This window comes from Paenibacillus algorifonticola (assembly GCF_000971975.1).
GTDB lineage: Bacteria > Bacillota > Bacilli > Paenibacillales > Paenibacillaceae > Pristimantibacillus > Pristimantibacillus algorifonticola.
This window is the reverse complement of sequence record NZ_LAQO01000017.1, coordinates 45,396-62,228: the sequence shown is the minus strand read 5'-3', so window position 1 is coordinate 62,228 and position 16,833 is coordinate 45,396. Positions and strand designations below refer to the sequence as shown.

16 protein-coding genes are annotated in these 16,833 nt (G+C 44.9%); 6 read left to right on the top strand and 10 right to left on the bottom strand.

Going from position 1 to position 16,833, the window contains the following annotated elements:
• Positions 1-231 precede the first annotated feature (231 nt).
• Entirely contained in the window at positions 232-918 is a 687-nt protein-coding gene (locus tag WH37_RS21455; protein WP_046232690.1) for an ArsR/SmtB family transcription factor, read from the bottom strand.
• A gap of 93 nt (positions 919-1,011) precedes the next feature.
• Between WH37_RS21455 and WH37_RS21450 the strand changes: the two genes are divergently transcribed.
• From WH37_RS21450 to WH37_RS37475, 4 genes are all read left to right on the top strand, one after another.
• Complete coding sequence (locus WH37_RS21450; RefSeq protein WP_046232689.1) at positions 1,012-1,632, top strand: flavin reductase family protein; 621 nt, start codon at positions 1,012-1,014, stop codon at positions 1,630-1,632.
• Positions 1,633-1,779: 147 nt separating this feature from the next.
• A complete protein-coding gene (locus WH37_RS21445; RefSeq protein WP_046232688.1) occupies positions 1,780-2,964 on the top strand; it encodes a MerR family transcriptional regulator in 1,185 nt (394 codons plus the stop codon).
• 1 nt (position 2,965) lies between these two features.
• Complete coding sequence (gene nudK, locus WH37_RS21440; protein WP_046232687.1) at positions 2,966-3,928, top strand: GDP-mannose pyrophosphatase NudK; 963 nt, start codon at positions 2,966-2,968, stop codon at positions 3,926-3,928.
• Position 3,929: 1 nt separating this feature from the next.
• Positions 3,930-4,007 carry an IS3 family transposase gene (locus WH37_RS37475; RefSeq protein WP_143088524.1) on the top strand — a complete coding sequence of 26 codons (78 nt, stop codon included), beginning with the start codon at positions 3,930-3,932 and terminating at the stop codon, positions 4,005-4,007.
• 169 nt (positions 4,008-4,176) lie between these two features.
• On the opposite strand, the gene WH37_RS21435 is transcribed toward WH37_RS37475, so the two are convergent.
• From WH37_RS21435 to WH37_RS21425, 3 genes are all read right to left on the bottom strand, one after another.
• Positions 4,177-5,121 (bottom strand): alpha/beta hydrolase, encoded by a 945-nt coding sequence (locus WH37_RS21435; RefSeq protein WP_046232686.1) that lies wholly within the window; start codon positions 5,119-5,121, stop codon positions 4,177-4,179.
• Positions 5,122-5,152: 31 nt separating this feature from the next.
• Complete coding sequence (locus WH37_RS21430; RefSeq protein WP_046232685.1) at positions 5,153-6,208, bottom strand: LLM class flavin-dependent oxidoreductase; 1,056 nt, start codon at positions 6,206-6,208, stop codon at positions 5,153-5,155.
• Between the two features lie 120 nt (positions 6,209-6,328).
• Positions 6,329-7,606 carry an MFS transporter gene (locus tag WH37_RS21425; RefSeq protein WP_046232684.1) on the bottom strand — a complete coding sequence of 426 codons (1,278 nt, stop codon included), beginning with the start codon at positions 7,604-7,606 and terminating at the stop codon, positions 6,329-6,331.
• A gap of 294 nt (positions 7,607-7,900) precedes the next feature.
• On the opposite strand from WH37_RS21425, the gene WH37_RS21420 reads away from it, so the two are divergent.
• Entirely contained in the window at positions 7,901-8,491 is a 591-nt protein-coding gene (locus WH37_RS21420; protein WP_046232683.1) for a TetR/AcrR family transcriptional regulator, read from the top strand.
• Between the two features lie 269 nt (positions 8,492-8,760).
• Here WH37_RS21420 and WH37_RS21415 read toward each other — a convergent pair whose 3' ends face one another.
• Positions 8,761-9,105, bottom strand: coding sequence for a winged helix-turn-helix transcriptional regulator (locus WH37_RS21415; RefSeq protein WP_046232682.1), 345 nt, complete (start codon positions 9,103-9,105; stop codon positions 8,761-8,763).
• A gap of 148 nt (positions 9,106-9,253) precedes the next feature.
• Here WH37_RS21415 and WH37_RS21410 point away from each other — a divergent pair, with 148 nt between their 5' ends.
• Positions 9,254-9,607, top strand: coding sequence for a DoxX family protein (locus WH37_RS21410; protein ID WP_046232681.1), 354 nt, complete (start codon positions 9,254-9,256; stop codon positions 9,605-9,607).
• A 310-nt stretch (positions 9,608-9,917) separates the two neighbouring features.
• Here WH37_RS21410 and WH37_RS21405 read toward each other — a convergent pair whose 3' ends face one another.
• From WH37_RS21405 to WH37_RS21385, 5 genes are all read right to left on the bottom strand, one after another.
• The gene (locus WH37_RS21405; protein ID WP_046232680.1) at positions 9,918-12,380 is read right to left on the bottom strand and encodes a winged helix-turn-helix domain-containing protein; all 2,463 of its coding nucleotides are present in this window, start codon (positions 12,378-12,380) and stop codon (positions 9,918-9,920) included.
• A gap of 1,116 nt (positions 12,381-13,496) precedes the next feature.
• Positions 13,497-13,892, bottom strand: coding sequence for a nuclear transport factor 2 family protein (locus WH37_RS21400; RefSeq protein WP_046232679.1), 396 nt, complete (start codon positions 13,890-13,892; stop codon positions 13,497-13,499).
• Positions 13,882-14,688 carry an MBL fold metallo-hydrolase gene (locus WH37_RS21395; RefSeq protein WP_046232678.1) on the bottom strand — a complete coding sequence of 269 codons (807 nt, stop codon included), beginning with the start codon at positions 14,686-14,688 and terminating at the stop codon, positions 13,882-13,884. Before WH37_RS21395 ends, WH37_RS21400 begins: the two co-directional genes overlap by 11 nt.
• A 96-nt stretch (positions 14,689-14,784) precedes the next feature.
• Positions 14,785-15,498, bottom strand: a complete 714-nt coding sequence (locus WH37_RS21390; RefSeq protein WP_046232677.1) for a DsbA family oxidoreductase — start codon at positions 15,496-15,498, stop codon at positions 14,785-14,787.
• A gap of 665 nt (positions 15,499-16,163) precedes the next feature.
• Positions 16,164-16,628, bottom strand: a complete 465-nt coding sequence (locus WH37_RS21385; protein ID WP_046232676.1) for a hypothetical protein — start codon at positions 16,626-16,628, stop codon at positions 16,164-16,166.
• Positions 16,629-16,833: the final 205 nt, after the last annotated feature.

Sequence of the window (16,833 nt, the reverse complement as noted above, 5' to 3'; positions counted from 1 at the left end):
ACGATCAAAATCATCATGTAATCATTAAGATAATTTGATAAAGACATCATCGGCATAGACCTCGGAATGAAATATTTATTCGCTTAGAGTCTTGCTCGACTCTAAAATAATGCAAAAAGCAATAAGCCTAATCCCCATAGGACTGTGCTTATTGCTTTTCGTCTATTTATCTGTAACGGCATATTTTTGTAATTACCACAGCTGATTTAAATTATTCAACTTTGTATGTCCTCAGGTATCCAATGAAAATACTTCTTTAAAGCCTATTTTACCCTCAGTAGTCATTTTTATCGCTCGTGTTTCTGGTAGACGCTGCACCCAATTTAGCTCTAAAAGCCTCTCCAGAAGGGCATTTCCTAATGCTCCAGCAAGGTGGTGGCGTCTTTCACTCCAATCCAGGCATTTGTGTGAAAAGGAGCGGCGTTTGTTCTTAACATTTTCAAAGTCAATTTGAAAGCTTGTAAAGAACTTCTTCCCATTTTCAGTAACAGTAAACCCTTCCTTTTCTTCACGCAGAACATCCATTCTAAGGAATGTATTTGTTAATTGCACCCCTAAGCTCCCTGCGAGATGATCATAACATGTCCTTGCGTAACGCAGCGCTTTATCTTCTGAAGCTTGTTTTAAAGACTTAATTTCAACTGGGGGAGCGATTGATAATAAGGATTCCATAACCTGGGCAACTTCTTGATTTTGAATTCCGTAGTATCGATGCCTCCCTTGTTTTTCAACGGCAACTACATTCGCATTGACCATTTTTGCTAAATGGAAACTTGCCGTTTGAGGTTGGATTCCTACCCTATATGCTAACTCACTTGCTGCATGAAATCTCCCGTCTAATAAGACAGTTAATATTGCTGCGCGAGAAGTTTCACTCACAAGAGAAGCGATTATAGCCACATTCGAATTTGCTTTCATTTTGACCTCCACTTTGCAATCCATACTTCGATGATAATTGAACTATTTACATTATACAATTAGAGAGAACGTAAAAATAGGAGGAGAAATACAATGAAAAATACGAAACAGATTCCCCAAATAGAAACGATCCAACCTAAAATTCTATATTATGGAACTCCTGTGATTTTGCTAAATACATGGAATGAAGATGGAACAGTAAATATTAGCCCTATTTCATCATCGTGGGCATTAGGAGACTGTATTGTATTAGGAATTGGTCTTGAGGGGAAAGCAATTGAAAATTTAGAACAACTTCCTGAGTGTGTAATTAATATTCCGAGTCCTTCTCTTTGGGAGAATGTTGAACAACTAGCCCCTTACACAGGGAAAAATCCCGTTCCAGAAAATAAGAAAAAATATGGATGTGCCTATCAAAAAGACAAATATGCTATTAGTGGATTAACTCCTATTGAGTCTAAGGCGGTAAAACCTACTCGAATTATGGAATGTCCCCTACAAATTGAAGCAAGAGTAAAAAACATTCGAATTCCTGATCATTCCCCTAACTTTGCAATTATTGAGACACAAGCTTTGCATGTACATGCTCACAAAGAAATTATCATGGAAGGTAATCATATCGATCCTGAAAAATGGAGTTCCCTCATCTATAATTTTCGTCATTATTTCGGTCTAGGTAATCAGCTCGGTAAAACCTTTCGTTCTGAAATATAAATAATCAAGTACGGAACAAACGTCTGGCTCACCGCCGCCGCGTGGCAACTTCAATTTGCATAAATTTTGCTTGAAGGTGACGTTACGTCACTTGATATACTGACTAAGAACGACATGCCAGAGCAAACAATTGGATGTGAGGAATGGATGAACAAAGAGAACGATCTGACGACAGGACAGCTTGCCAAACGTACAGGGATAACGGTCAGGACATTGCGATATTACGATCAAATTGGGCTTCTGAGTCCAGAAGGCCATCACACTGGATCCATAAGATCGTACAACATGAAAGATCTGGAAAGATTACAGCGAATTCAGACGTTGAAGTATCTAGGGTTACCGCTTCAAAAAATAAAGGACATTTTAGATGCAGAATCGCTATCCAACGGGGAGATCAGACACTCGTTGCAAGCACAACTCGATGTTCTACAGAGGAAAATCGCTCATACGGAGCACGTAGTGCATGCAATACGAGATGCTATGAAAATGTCGGCCTATGAGTCCGATTGGAACCGTTTGGCGGATATTATTCAAACCGTGCAGAGTGAGAAAAATTGGGGGGAGCAGTATCGGACGGCGAACCGCTTGCAAACGCGGATACATCTTTACGACAAGTACAGTACGAATCCTCAAGGCTGGCATCGTTGGATCTTTGAACAACTGGAGGTGCAACCGGAAGCCCACATTCTCGAGTTGGGCTGCGGCGATGGAACCTTTTGGATAAGAAACGCCGAACGAATTCCAAGCAGCTGGCGCATCACGCTTACCGATATGTCAAGCGGGATGGTGGAAGAAGCACGTTGCCGCTTGGGAAGCAGCCATTCGCAGTTTAAGCTTTTGTCTGTTGACGCGCAGCAGATCCCCTTTCATGATGAGCAATTCGATTTGGTTATCGCTAACAACATGCTGTATCACGTGCCGGACATCCCTGGAGCAATCCGTGAGATGCATCGTGTCCTAAAGCGAGGAGGTATAGTATGCACCTCTACGATGAGCACTCAACACCTACATGAGGTTGAACACTTGGCGGTTTCGTTCGACCCCGATCTTCATGTGTTGGATGATGCTATTAAACGGTTCCACCTGGGTAACGGAGGGGACTTGTTGTCTTCTTGCTTCTCTGATCTTCGGCTGCTTCGATACGACGACCGTCTGTTGGTCGACGAAGCGGAACCCCTGATCGAATATATGATTTCGACTCCGATGAACGCAAGAGAGCGACTTGTCGGAGCGGCAATTGACAAGTTTCGAGACCATGTCAATGGGCTTCTGCAGCAGAACGGGGCCCTCGAAATGACTAAAGAGAACGGAATCTTTCTAGGGAGGAAATGAGATGAAGGCACAGCAGCACCACCCAAGAGTACGGATTGTAAAAGAGGAGCTTCTATCGGATAACTGGTACATCTTGAAGAAGGTCACATTCGAGTTTGAAAAAGACAATGGACAATGGGAGTCACAATCACGAGAAGTGTACGATCGCGGCAACGGCGCGACGATCCTGCTCTATAATCGCCACAAACAAACCGTTGTACTGACCAGACAGTTCCGAATGCCTACTTATCGGAACGGCAATGAGACTGGAATGCTTATCGAAACCTGTGCGGGACTACTCGATAAAGAAACACCGGAAGAAGGTATTCTGCGAGAGACGGAGGAGGAGACGGGGTACCGTATCGACCGTGTGCAGAAAGTTGGCGAGGCCTATATGTCACCGGGCTCCGTTACCGAAATTCTGCACTTCTATGTAGCCGAGTATAGTGAAGATATGACAACGGGTCGCGGTGGGGGCCTTGAGGAGGAGCAGGAAAACATTGAAGTAGTGGAACTTCCGTTTGCTCAAGCGCTAGACATGGTCGAAAGCGGCGAGATTCGTGACGCCAAGACGATAATGCTGCTCCAATATGCTCAGATCCAAGGTCTCTTGAAAGTGAAATCGAAACCGCTGCATATCCTCATCGCAGGCCCGTATCGTTCTGGAACGAATGATGATCATGTATTAATCGAGAAAAATGTCAACTATATGAATGAAATCGCACTTCAAGTTTACGAGGCTGGGCATATGCCGGTGCTGGGAGAGTGGTATGCGTTACCCCTTATCGCGACAGCTGGTTCCACTGCCCTGGGAGACGAGACTTTCAACAGAATTTTTCATCCGTCCTCCATTCGCCTGCTTAATTACTGTAACGCCGTACTGCGAGTCGGAGGAGCATCTCAGGGTGCCGATGAAATGGTAAGAGTGGCGAAAGAGAGAGGATTGTTGATTTACGAACGGCTCGACGAACTTCCGTTGGTGTAATATATACAACGAAGATCGGGTGCAACGAAAGCTAAACAAGCTGACGCCAGTTGAGTACCGGCGCCAGCTTGTTGCTTAGGTGTTTTTTTCAATGTCCATTAAATGGGGTCTTGATCAAGCATTCTGACGGTTCTTTTTAGGTTAAACGCACATCGTTGTAAAAGAAAGCTACTATCAAGCACTATTTCCTTACTGATTGTATGTACCCTCACTTGTGGTACGGTTCAGCTTAAAGGTCATCTATTTGTTCAAGGATTAAGCGCTCTCGCCATCGCATCTATATAGCTTTGACTGGCGCGTTGACTGACTTCCGCTTGCGGAACCATCATTTCAAAGCTGTGGAAAGTGCCGGGATACATATGAAATTCGACGTCTACACCCGCTTGCGCAAGTCGTGTCACATATTCGATCGTCTCATCTCGGAACAGATCGAGCTGACCTATGCACGTATAGGTAGGCGGCAGCCCTGCCAAACTTTCCGCTCTCGACGGTACCGCATATGGGGATAACTCGCTGTCTTCTGCATGCTTACCTAAGTACATGTTCCAAGCCTCTAAATTATTCGTCCGATTCCAGTTTGCGTTGTCGGCCGTAATCTCATAACTTGACGCCGTAACATTCCGGTCGTCGATCATCGGATACAGCGGCATTTGGAAAATGAGGGCTGGACCCCCCTTGTCACGGGCCATTAGAGCAAGAGCTGCAGTCAGACCGCCGCCCCCGCTTGCACCGGCAATCGCGATCCGATCCAGATCGATGCCCAGCGACTCTGCTTCATCCGTCATCCATGTTAAGCTGGTGTAACAGTCATCGATAGCAGCGGGATAGGGATGCTCCGGGGCAAGTCGATAATCAACAGACACGACGACGCAATTAGCCGCTTGCACGAAACGTTCGCACAAAGCATCGTCCATATTAGGATGCCCCAGCACATAACCTCCCCCGTGAATCCACAACATCGCCGGAAGCTTAGCATCCGTTTCCGTTCGCTCACTTGGTTCGTAAATTTTGACCCGTACCTCCCCTTCTGCGCTTGGAACCATGCGGCTTGTCGTGCGTACATGCGTTGACCCCTCAATAGGAGAACTCGACAAATAGCTCCTGCTCAGTTCTAAATTTCTCTCCAGTTGAAAACCAGGAAATTGTGTTAATATCGGCCTTAATTCCGGTAATACCCGACTTTCGAAATCCATGCAAATTCCTCCAATATCATTCAATGTACTTTCAGATGTCCATCTCAGCTTCCCACTTGGCTACTTCCTCTCGAACTCGGGGAGCTACCTCTGTTCCAAGCAGCTCAATGGCTCTCATTACCTCGGCATGCGGCATCGTGCTTAACGGTACATACAGCATAAAGCGTGTAACGCCTACATTTTTGCGAAGGTGAATGATCTTCTGGGCAACCGTCTCGGGATCGCCGACATACAGTGCACCTTCGAAGCTGCGCGCGGCATCGTAGCTAGAACGATCATAATGCGCCCATCCCCGCTCCATGCCTAATCTATTCATACCTGCCATGGTAGAAGGAAAAAATGTATCTGCAGCTCGCTTCGTATTCTCTCCAACAAATCCTATCGAGTGCGCCCCAACCTTAAGCCGCGATTCGTCATGGCCAGCGTGCGCCGCTGCTTTCTTATACAGCTGCACGAGCGGTGCAAAATTCGTTGGGCTTCCACCAATGATCGCCAGCATCAGTGGGAGTCCTAACAAACCTGCCCGGACAGCCGACTCCTGTCTGCCTCCGCTGCCAACCCATATCGGCATTGAATCCTGAACGGGCCGTGGATATACGCCCAAATTGTTAATCGCTGGCCGATGCCCGCCCTTCCAGGTTACTTTCTCGGATCCCCGTATTTTAAGGAGCAGTTCCAAATGCTCTTCATACAGCTCGGCATAATCGTCCAAATCATAGCCAAACAATGGGAAAGATTCGATAAAGGACCCTCGGCCCGCCATAATCTCCGCGCGTCCATTTGAAATGCCGTCGAGCGTAGCAAAATCCTGAAACACGCGCACCGGATCAAGGGAAGAAAGCACCGTCACAGCGCTGGTCAGCCGTATCCGTTTCGTCTGCGCTGCAGCCGCAGCCAGTACAATAGCTGGTGAAGATGCCGCATAATCCTCCCGATGATGCTCACCTATGCCAAACACATCAAGTCCCACCTGATCAGCAAGGACAATTTCCTCGACAACTTCACGCAGCCGCTGTGCGTGACTGATCACTTCACCCGTGTGAACATCCGGCTTGGTTTCTACAAACGAAGTTATACCTATTTCCACGAACACCCGCTCCTTTAATTTAAAAGTTTCTCTCGGTATATCAAATTGAGAGAAATTAATTCAGATTGATTTGCAGCTCCAGATTTATGATGCTGAATCTGTACCTCATGCGACAGAAGCTTACTTTATTGCAGCAGCCGTAGTGCGGCGGGTCATTGCCCAAAATAGCAGCGCTACAGCACTAACAGAAGCCCCAAGCACGCATACTCCTTCCCAGCCGTAATGCGCGTAGATGTGGGTCGAAGCAATTGAACCACCGGCACTTCCAATCGAATAGAACACCATATACCCGGCAGTAAGCCGACTACGAGCCTCCGCACGCAACGGGAGAATCATCGTCTGATTCGTAACATGTACGGCCTGCACGGCCAAATCGAGAAGCACGATACCAATGACCAATGCGAACAGCGATTGTTCTGTATAGCTGATGAACAACCATGAAACTAATAACAAGGTTAGAGCAGTGCCCGTCGTTCTCTGTCCATAACCTCGATCAGCAAGCTTCCCCGCTCGAGCTGCAGCTAACGCTCCAGCTACTCCTGCAAGACCGAATGCTCCAATTGCACTGTGCGAAAGCGATAATGGTGCAGAGCTAAGAGGCAGTACGAGTGAAGTCCATAAAATACTGAAATCAGCAAAAATCAGCAGAGCGAGAACAGAACGGATACGTAATATTCGTTCTTGAATAAATAACCTAAACACCGATCCTAGCAGTTGAGGATAGGACAGTGATTTCACCTCGCGTTCAACACGAGGCAGTACCTTATAAAACATACAAACCATAACAAGCATCAGCGCTGCAGAGACCAAATACACGGATCGCCAACCCGCAAGATCGGTTAATATTCCTGAAATGGACCGCGCAAGAAGTATGCCGATTACGATCCCGCTTGTTACCATGCCAACGACACGTCCCCGTTCGGCAGGTGCTGCCATAGTTGCCGCGAACGCCACAAGAGTCTGCGTCACAACGGCTAGCAGGCCCACCATAGCCATACCTGCAAATAATACGGTGCTGTTGGCCGCCGTTCCAACGACAACCAGAGCTATCATGGACAATAACATCTGACCGATAACCAAACGGCGTTGGTTCAGTAAATCTCCAAGCGGCACCAACAGCAGCAGTCCCAATCCATAAAAAATCTGCGTGATGGTAACAACGATACCAATGATAGAATAGTCAATTCCGAACTCGCTTGACAGCCGATCGAGTATCGGTTGTGCGAAGTAGATATTGGCAACCGACATCCCGCAGGCAACCGCAAACAATAGAGTCACATAGCGAGACATGGAAGCAGGTTGCTCTGAATCAGACCCGATCAGCGGTGCCTGTGACGAAGCTGCCTTGCTATCGGTGTTGACTGCTGCCTTTTCTAAAACCTCCTCTGTTTTGTACACACCTTTCCCCCATTCAAATGACATGATAACAAAAATAACATACTAATCGGTACGTTATTATCCCCAGTAAATATAGCCCGCTGTTATACTTAATGTCAATAAAAAAAATGATTGTACTGGTCATTTTCTTATGTAATCTTCTCCCTTGTTGAAATAAACCCAGCTTCATTTGACAAATTATCCGGCTGAATATAAAATAATAATATACTTTTTGGTACAGAAAAATCGACAGTTGAGATGTCCGGAATCATGGAGTAATGAACAAAAATTTAAGATTAACGAGGGGTATTCATTATGGCAAGAACCCGTGAATTTGATGAACAAAAAGTATTAGAAGCAGCGATGGAGCTATTTTGGGAAAAGGGATATGAAGCTACCTCGTTAAGTGATTTAACTGCCAGAATGGGGATCCAACGCCCCAGTATATACTCGGCCTTTGGAGACAAGAAAGAATTGTTCGAAGCTGCGCTACGGAGATACACGATGTCCCGTGCTTCCGATGTACGAGCTAGACTACAGAACCATTCTTCTGTAATAGAAGCTTTTTCCGCTTATTTTGAAAGCGTGGTTGCTGAGGAATATGCAGAAGATCGCAGTCGGGGCTGTTTTTGCATCAATACCATGGTCGAACTTGCGCCTCATGACGAGAAATTTGAAATTCTCACCAGGGAACATCAAATGTACCTATCTGTTATATTTCAAGAAACCATTGAACGAGGTATACAATCAGGTGAGCTCAAGCGTGGTATCAATGCGAAGGCTTTGGCGCAGGCGCTAATCGTATCGTTAATCGGACTAACCGTAATCTTGAAATCTCGTCCGGAGCGATCATTTGTTGATCAGGCGATAGCGGTCACACTTACACTCCTTACAACCACTATATAGTCTTCTAGATAAGGCATCACGTACGAGGATCTCAAATTCATTTAACTTAGCCATAGATCTATCCTCCATTTTCTTTCCCTCATTTAGCTTATTTATGTAGTATTCATCCAGAACTATCTCCTGCCTAATCCTGTTTACCATCACTTGTGATACGGTTCACCGCGCTGTCTGTAACGGCAAGTTTTTGGGCACCTTAACAGGTGCCCTCCGCATTATTTAACGCCTAGCAGGCTTATATAACCTCTGCTCGCCATCGTTTTTCACCCAAATTAATTTCCTGAACGATCTGCTCCGTATAGCTCAATCATATGCTCGCTATGAGCCTCTCCCCAATCGTTCAGTGCCTGTAACACAGTGCTTAAACCTTTGCCGTAGTCTGAAATGGAGTATTCCACTTTCGGTGGAATTTGGCTATACACCTTGCGATAAACGATGTCGTTATACTCCAGTTCTCTTAATTGTTGAGTGAGCATCTTTTTGTTTATATCCGGTATTGCTCTTTGTAGCTCACTGAATCTCATTATGCCGTTCGAAATAAGTTGAAGCAGAATGACAGACTTCCATTTCCCTACCAAAATATCCAGTGCCGATTCAAACTTGCAATACGATTTCATTGAACCCTCCCGTTTCCCTTTGCTTTGTTAAGGTAACTTTTTGTTAACTATGTTTAGTTAAAGTGCCTACTTCCTTAAATTAATTACTTAGGTCTATTATACCTTTAGCAAGTAGTGAATAAGTAGTAGTCAGGAGGCGGCATCATTAATGAATATCGCGTTATGGATCGTTCAAGGTCTGGTAGCACTGGGCTTTGTTTACTCAGGATGGTTGAAGGCGTTTCAGTATGAAAAAGCCAAAGCGTCTTGGGGATGGGTACAGGACGTTTCAAAAAAGTTCGTGGTCTTTATTGGATTAGCAGAATTGCTCGGGGCAATTGGAATCATTCTGCCTCAAGCGACAAATGTCTCGCCTGTGTTGACGCCAATTGCCGCGATAGGACTTGCCGCAGTTGTTCTTTTCGGCGCTCTCTTTCATGTTAAGCGTAAGGAATATCGAGAAATTAGCGTGAACATCGTCTTCTTCGCATTCGCTGTATTTGTTGCGATCAGTCGTTTTTAAGCTGCGAAATCGGAAGGTACCCGTTTAGGTGCCTCTTGCTCGACTAGATTTGATAACATATTCGATCTAGGAAGGGCGTACTAGTATAGGGTAACAAGTAAGGTTCTCGCCGTGATTCCCGCTTAACACAAGAGACAGTCCCCCAAGGGTACTGTCTCTTGAATAACAATCGGCTTACGTTACCTAGCGCTTTCAATACCGTCACGACCTCTGCTCTCGTCGTTTAGTCGGCGGGATAGAAACACGTACAGGCTATTCCCTAAATCCTCGCAGGCCTCTTGGCATTGTTCCTCTTCCCGAAATACATGCATTAATTCAGATGCCGATGCTGCTTGACTCGTTGAATGGCTTGCGTCCGATTGTTTACCCCTAACTTACGATAAACGTTTTTCATATGGAATTTTACCGTGTCCAATGAAATATTAAGTCGAACGGCTATCTCCTTATATATTAATCCCTCTGTGAGCAAACCAAGCACTTTCTCTTCCTGTTCGGTCAGAGCTTCATTCGACAAAGACTTATAAGACAAGTCGCTGCCTGCGGCTTCAAGAAGAAGATGGATATATTTCAAGGGCACTAGTGGCATCGCAGCCTCTTGCTGCTCGTTCAGAAGCTCGGCCAGCATTTTAACCATCAGCGGACCTTCATCGAGGAAGCTGCGAATATAGCCCGCCGGTTCCGAGAGCCTCAAAGCGGTCACCAAAGTTTCAAATGCCTCTTGGGGATGATCGGATTGTCGAAGCACCATACTTTGTACGATCTTCAGCTTAATTCGGCCTCGCAGACGATTCTCCTTGTCCGCCAGACGTTCCAACTGCTCGAGCAATTGTTGAGCGTCCTCAATCCGGTTGTTTGCCGCGAGAATTCTCACCAGAATTAGATATTCCTCAAAATAGCGGGGCTTAACTTCGTCCAAATGCGATATCCCGCTTTGCTCCAACCAATCACAGGCCTGCTGAGGCTGACCTTGGCTCAGGAACAGCTGAGCTTGCTCCGCCTTAATCCTCTTCCAAATGACTTGCTGATCGGGCGAATCTACGTTTGAGCCCAGATCGTTCAGCCATTCTATCGCCTGGCTTTCTCTCCCCAAAGCACGTTGAATCCAGGATGAAGCGAGACCAAGATGAATCCAGATCCACACGTTGGTACGCAGATCGTCCCGACTTATCGCTTGTCCAAGATAAAGCTCCGCCTCTTCAATCCGATTCCACTCATATAGAAGCAGACAATAAGACAAATAATGATATCCAACAAACGGGTAGTTTCTTTTCTTCTCCCACGTCTTAACCCACTTCAGCAGAAATTGTTCCACCTCGCGAAGATTGTTGGTTAGGGAGAGAAGATCCATAAATCCTTCGTGCCCCTGATACCTTTTACTTGAAATCCTCTGAAAGCTGCTGCCTTCCGGCAGATATAGCTCTGACAGCTCGAAATATCGTGAAGTTAGTGGCAAATCCTGCTGCAAATAAGAGAAGATACCGCATAAGTAATAAAGATTGCCGATTAACTGATTCCATTCGGGCTCAGGGATAAACCCTCTCATGGCTTCAAACCGCTTTTCCGCTTGCTCGGCCCTGTGCAACCCCCGACTCCATTCTCCATCCATTAATAAATTGGAGATATAGAACAATTCGAATGTCGGCATGTGCTCGTAGCTGCTCTCCGGTAGAGAAGTAATCCATCTAACAAGCACACTGCCCTTCGATTGCATGAGTTCCGGCAAGAGGCGGTCGATAAGCCGGACCGCATCATCTGCTTGCTGCGCTTTAATGTAATGCTCCACTGCCTCTTCGTAGAGCCCCTCATTCTCATGCCAAGCTGCGGCCCGATGATGCGATTGTTTCCACAGCTCCGTATGTTCTCTAGCACTTAGTTGTTGCAAGAACTCAGACAACAGATGGTGATACCGGAACCAATTGCGCTGATCGTCCAGCGGAACAATAAACAAATTCAGCTGTTCTAGCTGTTCCAATTGGTCTTGACTGTCGGCCTTTCCCGTTACCGCTAGGCACATCTCCCAGTTCATGCGATTTAGAACGGAGGTGGCCAGCAGGAATTCCCGCAAAGATACCGATAAATGCTCAAAAACTTCTTCCAACAAATAATCGGAGATATGACGCTGTCGACCATTGAACTGGCTAATCGTGTCGGCAATGTTGCCGCTTCGTTTCAGTGAAATGGCCGCAAGCTGCAGTCCGCTTACCCAGCCTTCCGTTTGATGGAACAACTCGACCACTTGCTTTTCCGTCAAAGATAAGTCTGTCGTCTCCCGAAAGAAAACAAACCCCTCTTCCAGCTCGAATCGTATATCATCGACCCGAATAACATTAATCTCCCCTTTTGCCAGCAGCCTGGCTGTAGGGAAGAGTAATTCTGTTCGGCTTGCTATATAGAGATGGACATGAGGAGGCAGATGTTCAAGCATATATCGTATCGATTCGTTTACAGGCGCATTCTCAATGACATGGTAGTCGTCAAGAATAAGAACAAAATCGTCTTTAATCAAATTTAGCTCATTCAAGAACGCTGAAATGGAGGAATCAATGGAAGCCGCCGACTCTTGCTCAAGTAGAAATCCAATCGATTCCCCGAACCGCGGCAAACTTTCTCGTATGGAATCCAAGACGCAGCTCCAGAATGCGCTCCAATCGTTATTGTACTTATCCAGCGAGATCCAGGCAACCGGGCAACGGCATTGCCTCGCCCATTCACTTAACGCTGTCGTTTTGCCATAGCCTGCTTGGGCGGATAACAAAGTCAGCTTGGTCTCCATTCCTTCCTCTAGCTTGCACGTCAGTCGCGGCCTTGACACCAACGATTTTCGCACAGGGGGGATAAGAAGGCTTGTACTCCTAATCATAATCGAGTCCTCCGCACGCTGAATTAAACAAATATTTTATTCAATAGTATTCGATTTGTTTGGACATTTTCCCTTTTATCATCTTTAAAATAAGGGTAAAACCCGATTATGCATGGAGCATGCGCTGAAAATAATATTTGGACGACATTGCAGCTTTAGCAATATTATTGAATGGCGGTATACGCGAAGAATATAAAAACCTCTGGAAATGCGAATTCTATAAGTAGCATTTAATCCATGAAGCCAGAACAAACTATCATTCCAATCTCCAATGCCATATTGATTGACCAGACAGTATTCTAAATATTTTGGATCTAAGACGGAACGTAGGATAGTCTTTTCATGAAAAAGCTGTAAAAAACACTAAACTATTGTCCCCTATTAACGTGAAGATGTCCCAATTACCATGTCCAAGTAATTTCTCAAACCATTTTTAGCGTTTGAATTATTTGTTTAATTACCTAAATTCTAACTCATATATCAAAGCCCACGGTAGCGAGATGCAATTTTATAAAGTTCATAGTAACAACCATCCCCTTATAATTTAATAGGTAACTATCCTTATTGGATTGAGAGGAATCGAAGAATATAAAACAACATCCAATCCGAATATCACCGGAAAAGGATGTTGTTTTGGGGGTTGTTCAGTGGCCTCGAATAAAACCCGGGCGTTTTATGATTTAACGATCTTCAAACTTAATTCACGGGGTCCGCGTTAACTCATGGCCAGGAAATCTCACCTTTGATTACCTGAGCGCTCGTTTCCAAGTCACTTGTATTTTTGAAGTCTGGATGAGCCTTTTCCATCTCCGGAGCTCTCACCCAGGTAATGACCAGGGATAACCCGTTCCGGATTCAGCGCTAGAATTTGGTCCAAAAGCTCACGCCAGTGATCACGACTCTCTGGAGTCTGGTTGTCTGCCATCCACACATGCTCGTTTTCGTAGATTGGAACACCGCCAAGGACCGTCTTTTTCGAAGGTACCCAGAGAACCGTATGAGATGGCTCTGAACCGTCAAGGCCGATTATTATTCAGATACCATAGCATTCTGCACCAGATAACTATCAACATATTGCTTGAATTTCAAAATCTTCTGATCTTCTAGCTTCCATATATGCACAAAATCTGCTTCGAAGTATTTACCCGTCTGTTTGTACGTTCCTGAATATACACCTACCGCAACAACGGTATCACCATCTTCATAAAACTCGCTGACTTCTACTTTGTATCCATCCCATTCCGTTCCCAGACGGAAGAACACATTTTTGGAAATTTCATCATAGCCAATATATGTTCCAGCGTAAGGAAATCCTGCTGCTTCTGTCCATTCCGCATGTTCAGCCAAATAGGTTTGGTACTTCACACCGTTTTCCTTGGAATCTCCTTCATATGTGCTTTTGATAATTTCCAGATTACTCGGCATGGTTCACCCCGAAAGCTTTGGCGGCAAGGATCAATCCAATTTCGACAGTATTCAGCTCTGGGAAGCGAGATTTCACATTCGCAATGATTTGATCTGTTGTTGGTGATTCGCTTAGCACTTCATCAAAAGCAACGAGGTAACGACGAGTGTGTGCGATCGCTTCAGGAGTATTTTGGGTATTGTAAGCCTGATGTCCTGCGATCACGATTTCAGGATTCAAAGACTCAAGCTCATCCAGAGTCTGGTGCCATGCCTGACGGGATTCTGCATTAGTTTCGAGCGTCCATACAAAGGTATCATTATAAACAATATCTCCGGTAATGAGCGCTTTAATCGAAGGAATCCATACATAACTGTTATTCGGTGTATCACCTTGCAAGCGGCCCTTGATTTTCAGTTCGTTTCCTTCGAGTTCGATGACATCCTGATTCAGTACATCCGGAATTACTGGTACGTCAGGAACGTTGTTCCCAACTGCAGGCTTCCATTGATCGATTTTTTTGGCGAATGTATTCTTAATATCCTCAACTGTTTCTGCCAGAGCGAGCACCTGAGCTTGAGGATACGCCGATTTAACGACCTGAAGACCGAAGTAGTGATCTGGATGAAAGTGGGTTACGTAAATGTGCGTCAGGTTTTTACCCAGCTCGAGCAATCTCGCGGTCAAACGGTGTGCATCGCTGAGCAAAAATTGAGCATCGACCAGAACGGCGTCCTTTTCTCCGTATACAATAGCAGAGTTGACGTTAAAAGCCTGAGTTGAACCTGTAAATACTTCGATGGACAAGTTGGACATAATATTTACTCCTTTAACCTCGTATATTTTTTATTCCTATGATGGCCTAACATTAGAATGACCCTAATCTGCAAACACACGTTATAGATCGCTACATTATTTGATGCTGCATGCACCATCACAGCATGTATCTGTGGATTTTGAATCCTTAGCGGTGTCATTCAACACTTGCAACAGCTGAGAATCCTTCCACGCTGTCGTCAGAGTTTGCAGGAATTTGTCGCTTGATTGTGCTCCAGATAAGGCATACTTTCGATCTATGACGAAGAAAGGCACTCCCGTTGCGCCAAGTCGTTGTGCTTTCTCCTCATCCGCACGGACCTCTTCAGCATAATCATCTCCACCAAGAACATGGCGAATTTCATCCACGTTAAATCCTGCTTGTACAGCTAGTTCAATTAATGTTTCATGATCCCCTAAATGCCGACCTTCCATAAAATATGCCTTGAAGAAGTCTTGTAATATTCTTTCTTTTCCTTGCTCCAATGCGTATTTAGCTAATCGGTGGGCATCAAACGTGTTGGTTAGTTGAATCGAATCAAACTGAAACGCTAGTCCAGCGTCTTCGGCTTCCTTGCCGATATTGTTATTCATCGCGATTGCTTGGTGACGGTTCATTCCATACTTGCCAACCAGCATGTCGTGTACATCATGATCTACGCTTTTTGGAGCTTGGGGATCTATCTCGAAACTTTTGAAAACGACTTGCACGTCATCTTTGTTAGCAAATTGTTCAAGTGCTGTTTCGAATCTTTGTTTTCCGATAAAACAAAAGGGACAGGCAAAATCCGACCAAACCTCTATTTTCATTCAAAGAACTCCCTTTTACACTTATTAGCTGTAACAATTAAAGTTACAAGTTAAGTTGTAAGTATTATAGTTACAGATGATCATCTTTGTCAAGTATCTTTTTAAGGTTATGCTAATTACTCTGTGGCCAAAGTCTGACATGCAAGAACATCTGGCAAAAAACAAAAAAAACGAGCCCCTAGCATCGCTTCTAGGGCTCGTTTCGCGTTTCCATCCGACCATTAGGATACGCTTGTAAAATGTCCACCAAAAACTGTTGAAACGCGGTTGCTGTGGATTTTTTTCTTCTCGGTGAGTCGAGATTTTTCGCTGGTGTCCTTTCGGAAATTAGTTATATTGCAAAGCCAGGTACGCACGGATAAGTGCAAGTAACCGAAAGCTAAACAAAGAGCGGACCTTCAACGTGGTCCCATATAAAAGAAACGGGAGCCAATCGGCAAGCAGCTTTCCATCACTAACGCAAAACGCGAGAAACACTTCACGCTGCTATCTTACCTTCTTTGTAGTACAAATAAACTTGCCCCTACTTGTGATACAGTACTCCGTGCTGTCTGTAACGGCAAGATTTAGGGCCATCCTTTTGTGGAAAGGCCCTTCCTTTGATTACATATTTTTTTGCAAATAAAAAAAGTCGATGGATTCCTTCAATTGCGCTTTTGCTTACTTTAATATTCTCTTTTAATTACAAAAAACGAACCCCGAATGGTACCAGCTAGTTTAGACTTCTGCCTGGCAAACTTAAACTTCTCTTCTAACTCCTTTGGCACCTCCATCCCCTCAGAAAGCTTGAAGCCAACGGCCCGCTTCTTAGGGTCATCCACCGTATACATGACGTTGACCCCAAGACCATCCTCATAAAAGACATAGGCAAATTTGATATTTTCCACTTGAAACTGCGACGTTTCTAAAGGCTTGGCCGCAAACTCAATATCACGTTCTTCTTTCAAAATGCGGTTCACATAATCAAGGGTCTCTTGGCTGTCGCTAGCTTGTACAACCGTAAATTCGTGCTTGTATTTGTTCATGAAATAACGGGCTTCATTAGCACGCAAACCAGCAAGCGCTTCTATTACAGGTGAAGACTCTAAACCAACCGTAGACACATGATTAAAATCAACGATATAGGACATTTTCATCTCTCCTTTTATCTCATTATTTCCAAAAAAACTTGCTGTTATTTATGATACATTCCTCCGCGCTGTCTGTAACGGTAATTATTTTTGCGATTTTTCTTACGATATATTTGATACAACGCGTATAAGAGAGGAATTACATTATCGACCGATTTACCCGTCGTTCTATTCGGCGAGAGATGCAGGGGCATTGTAAGAACAA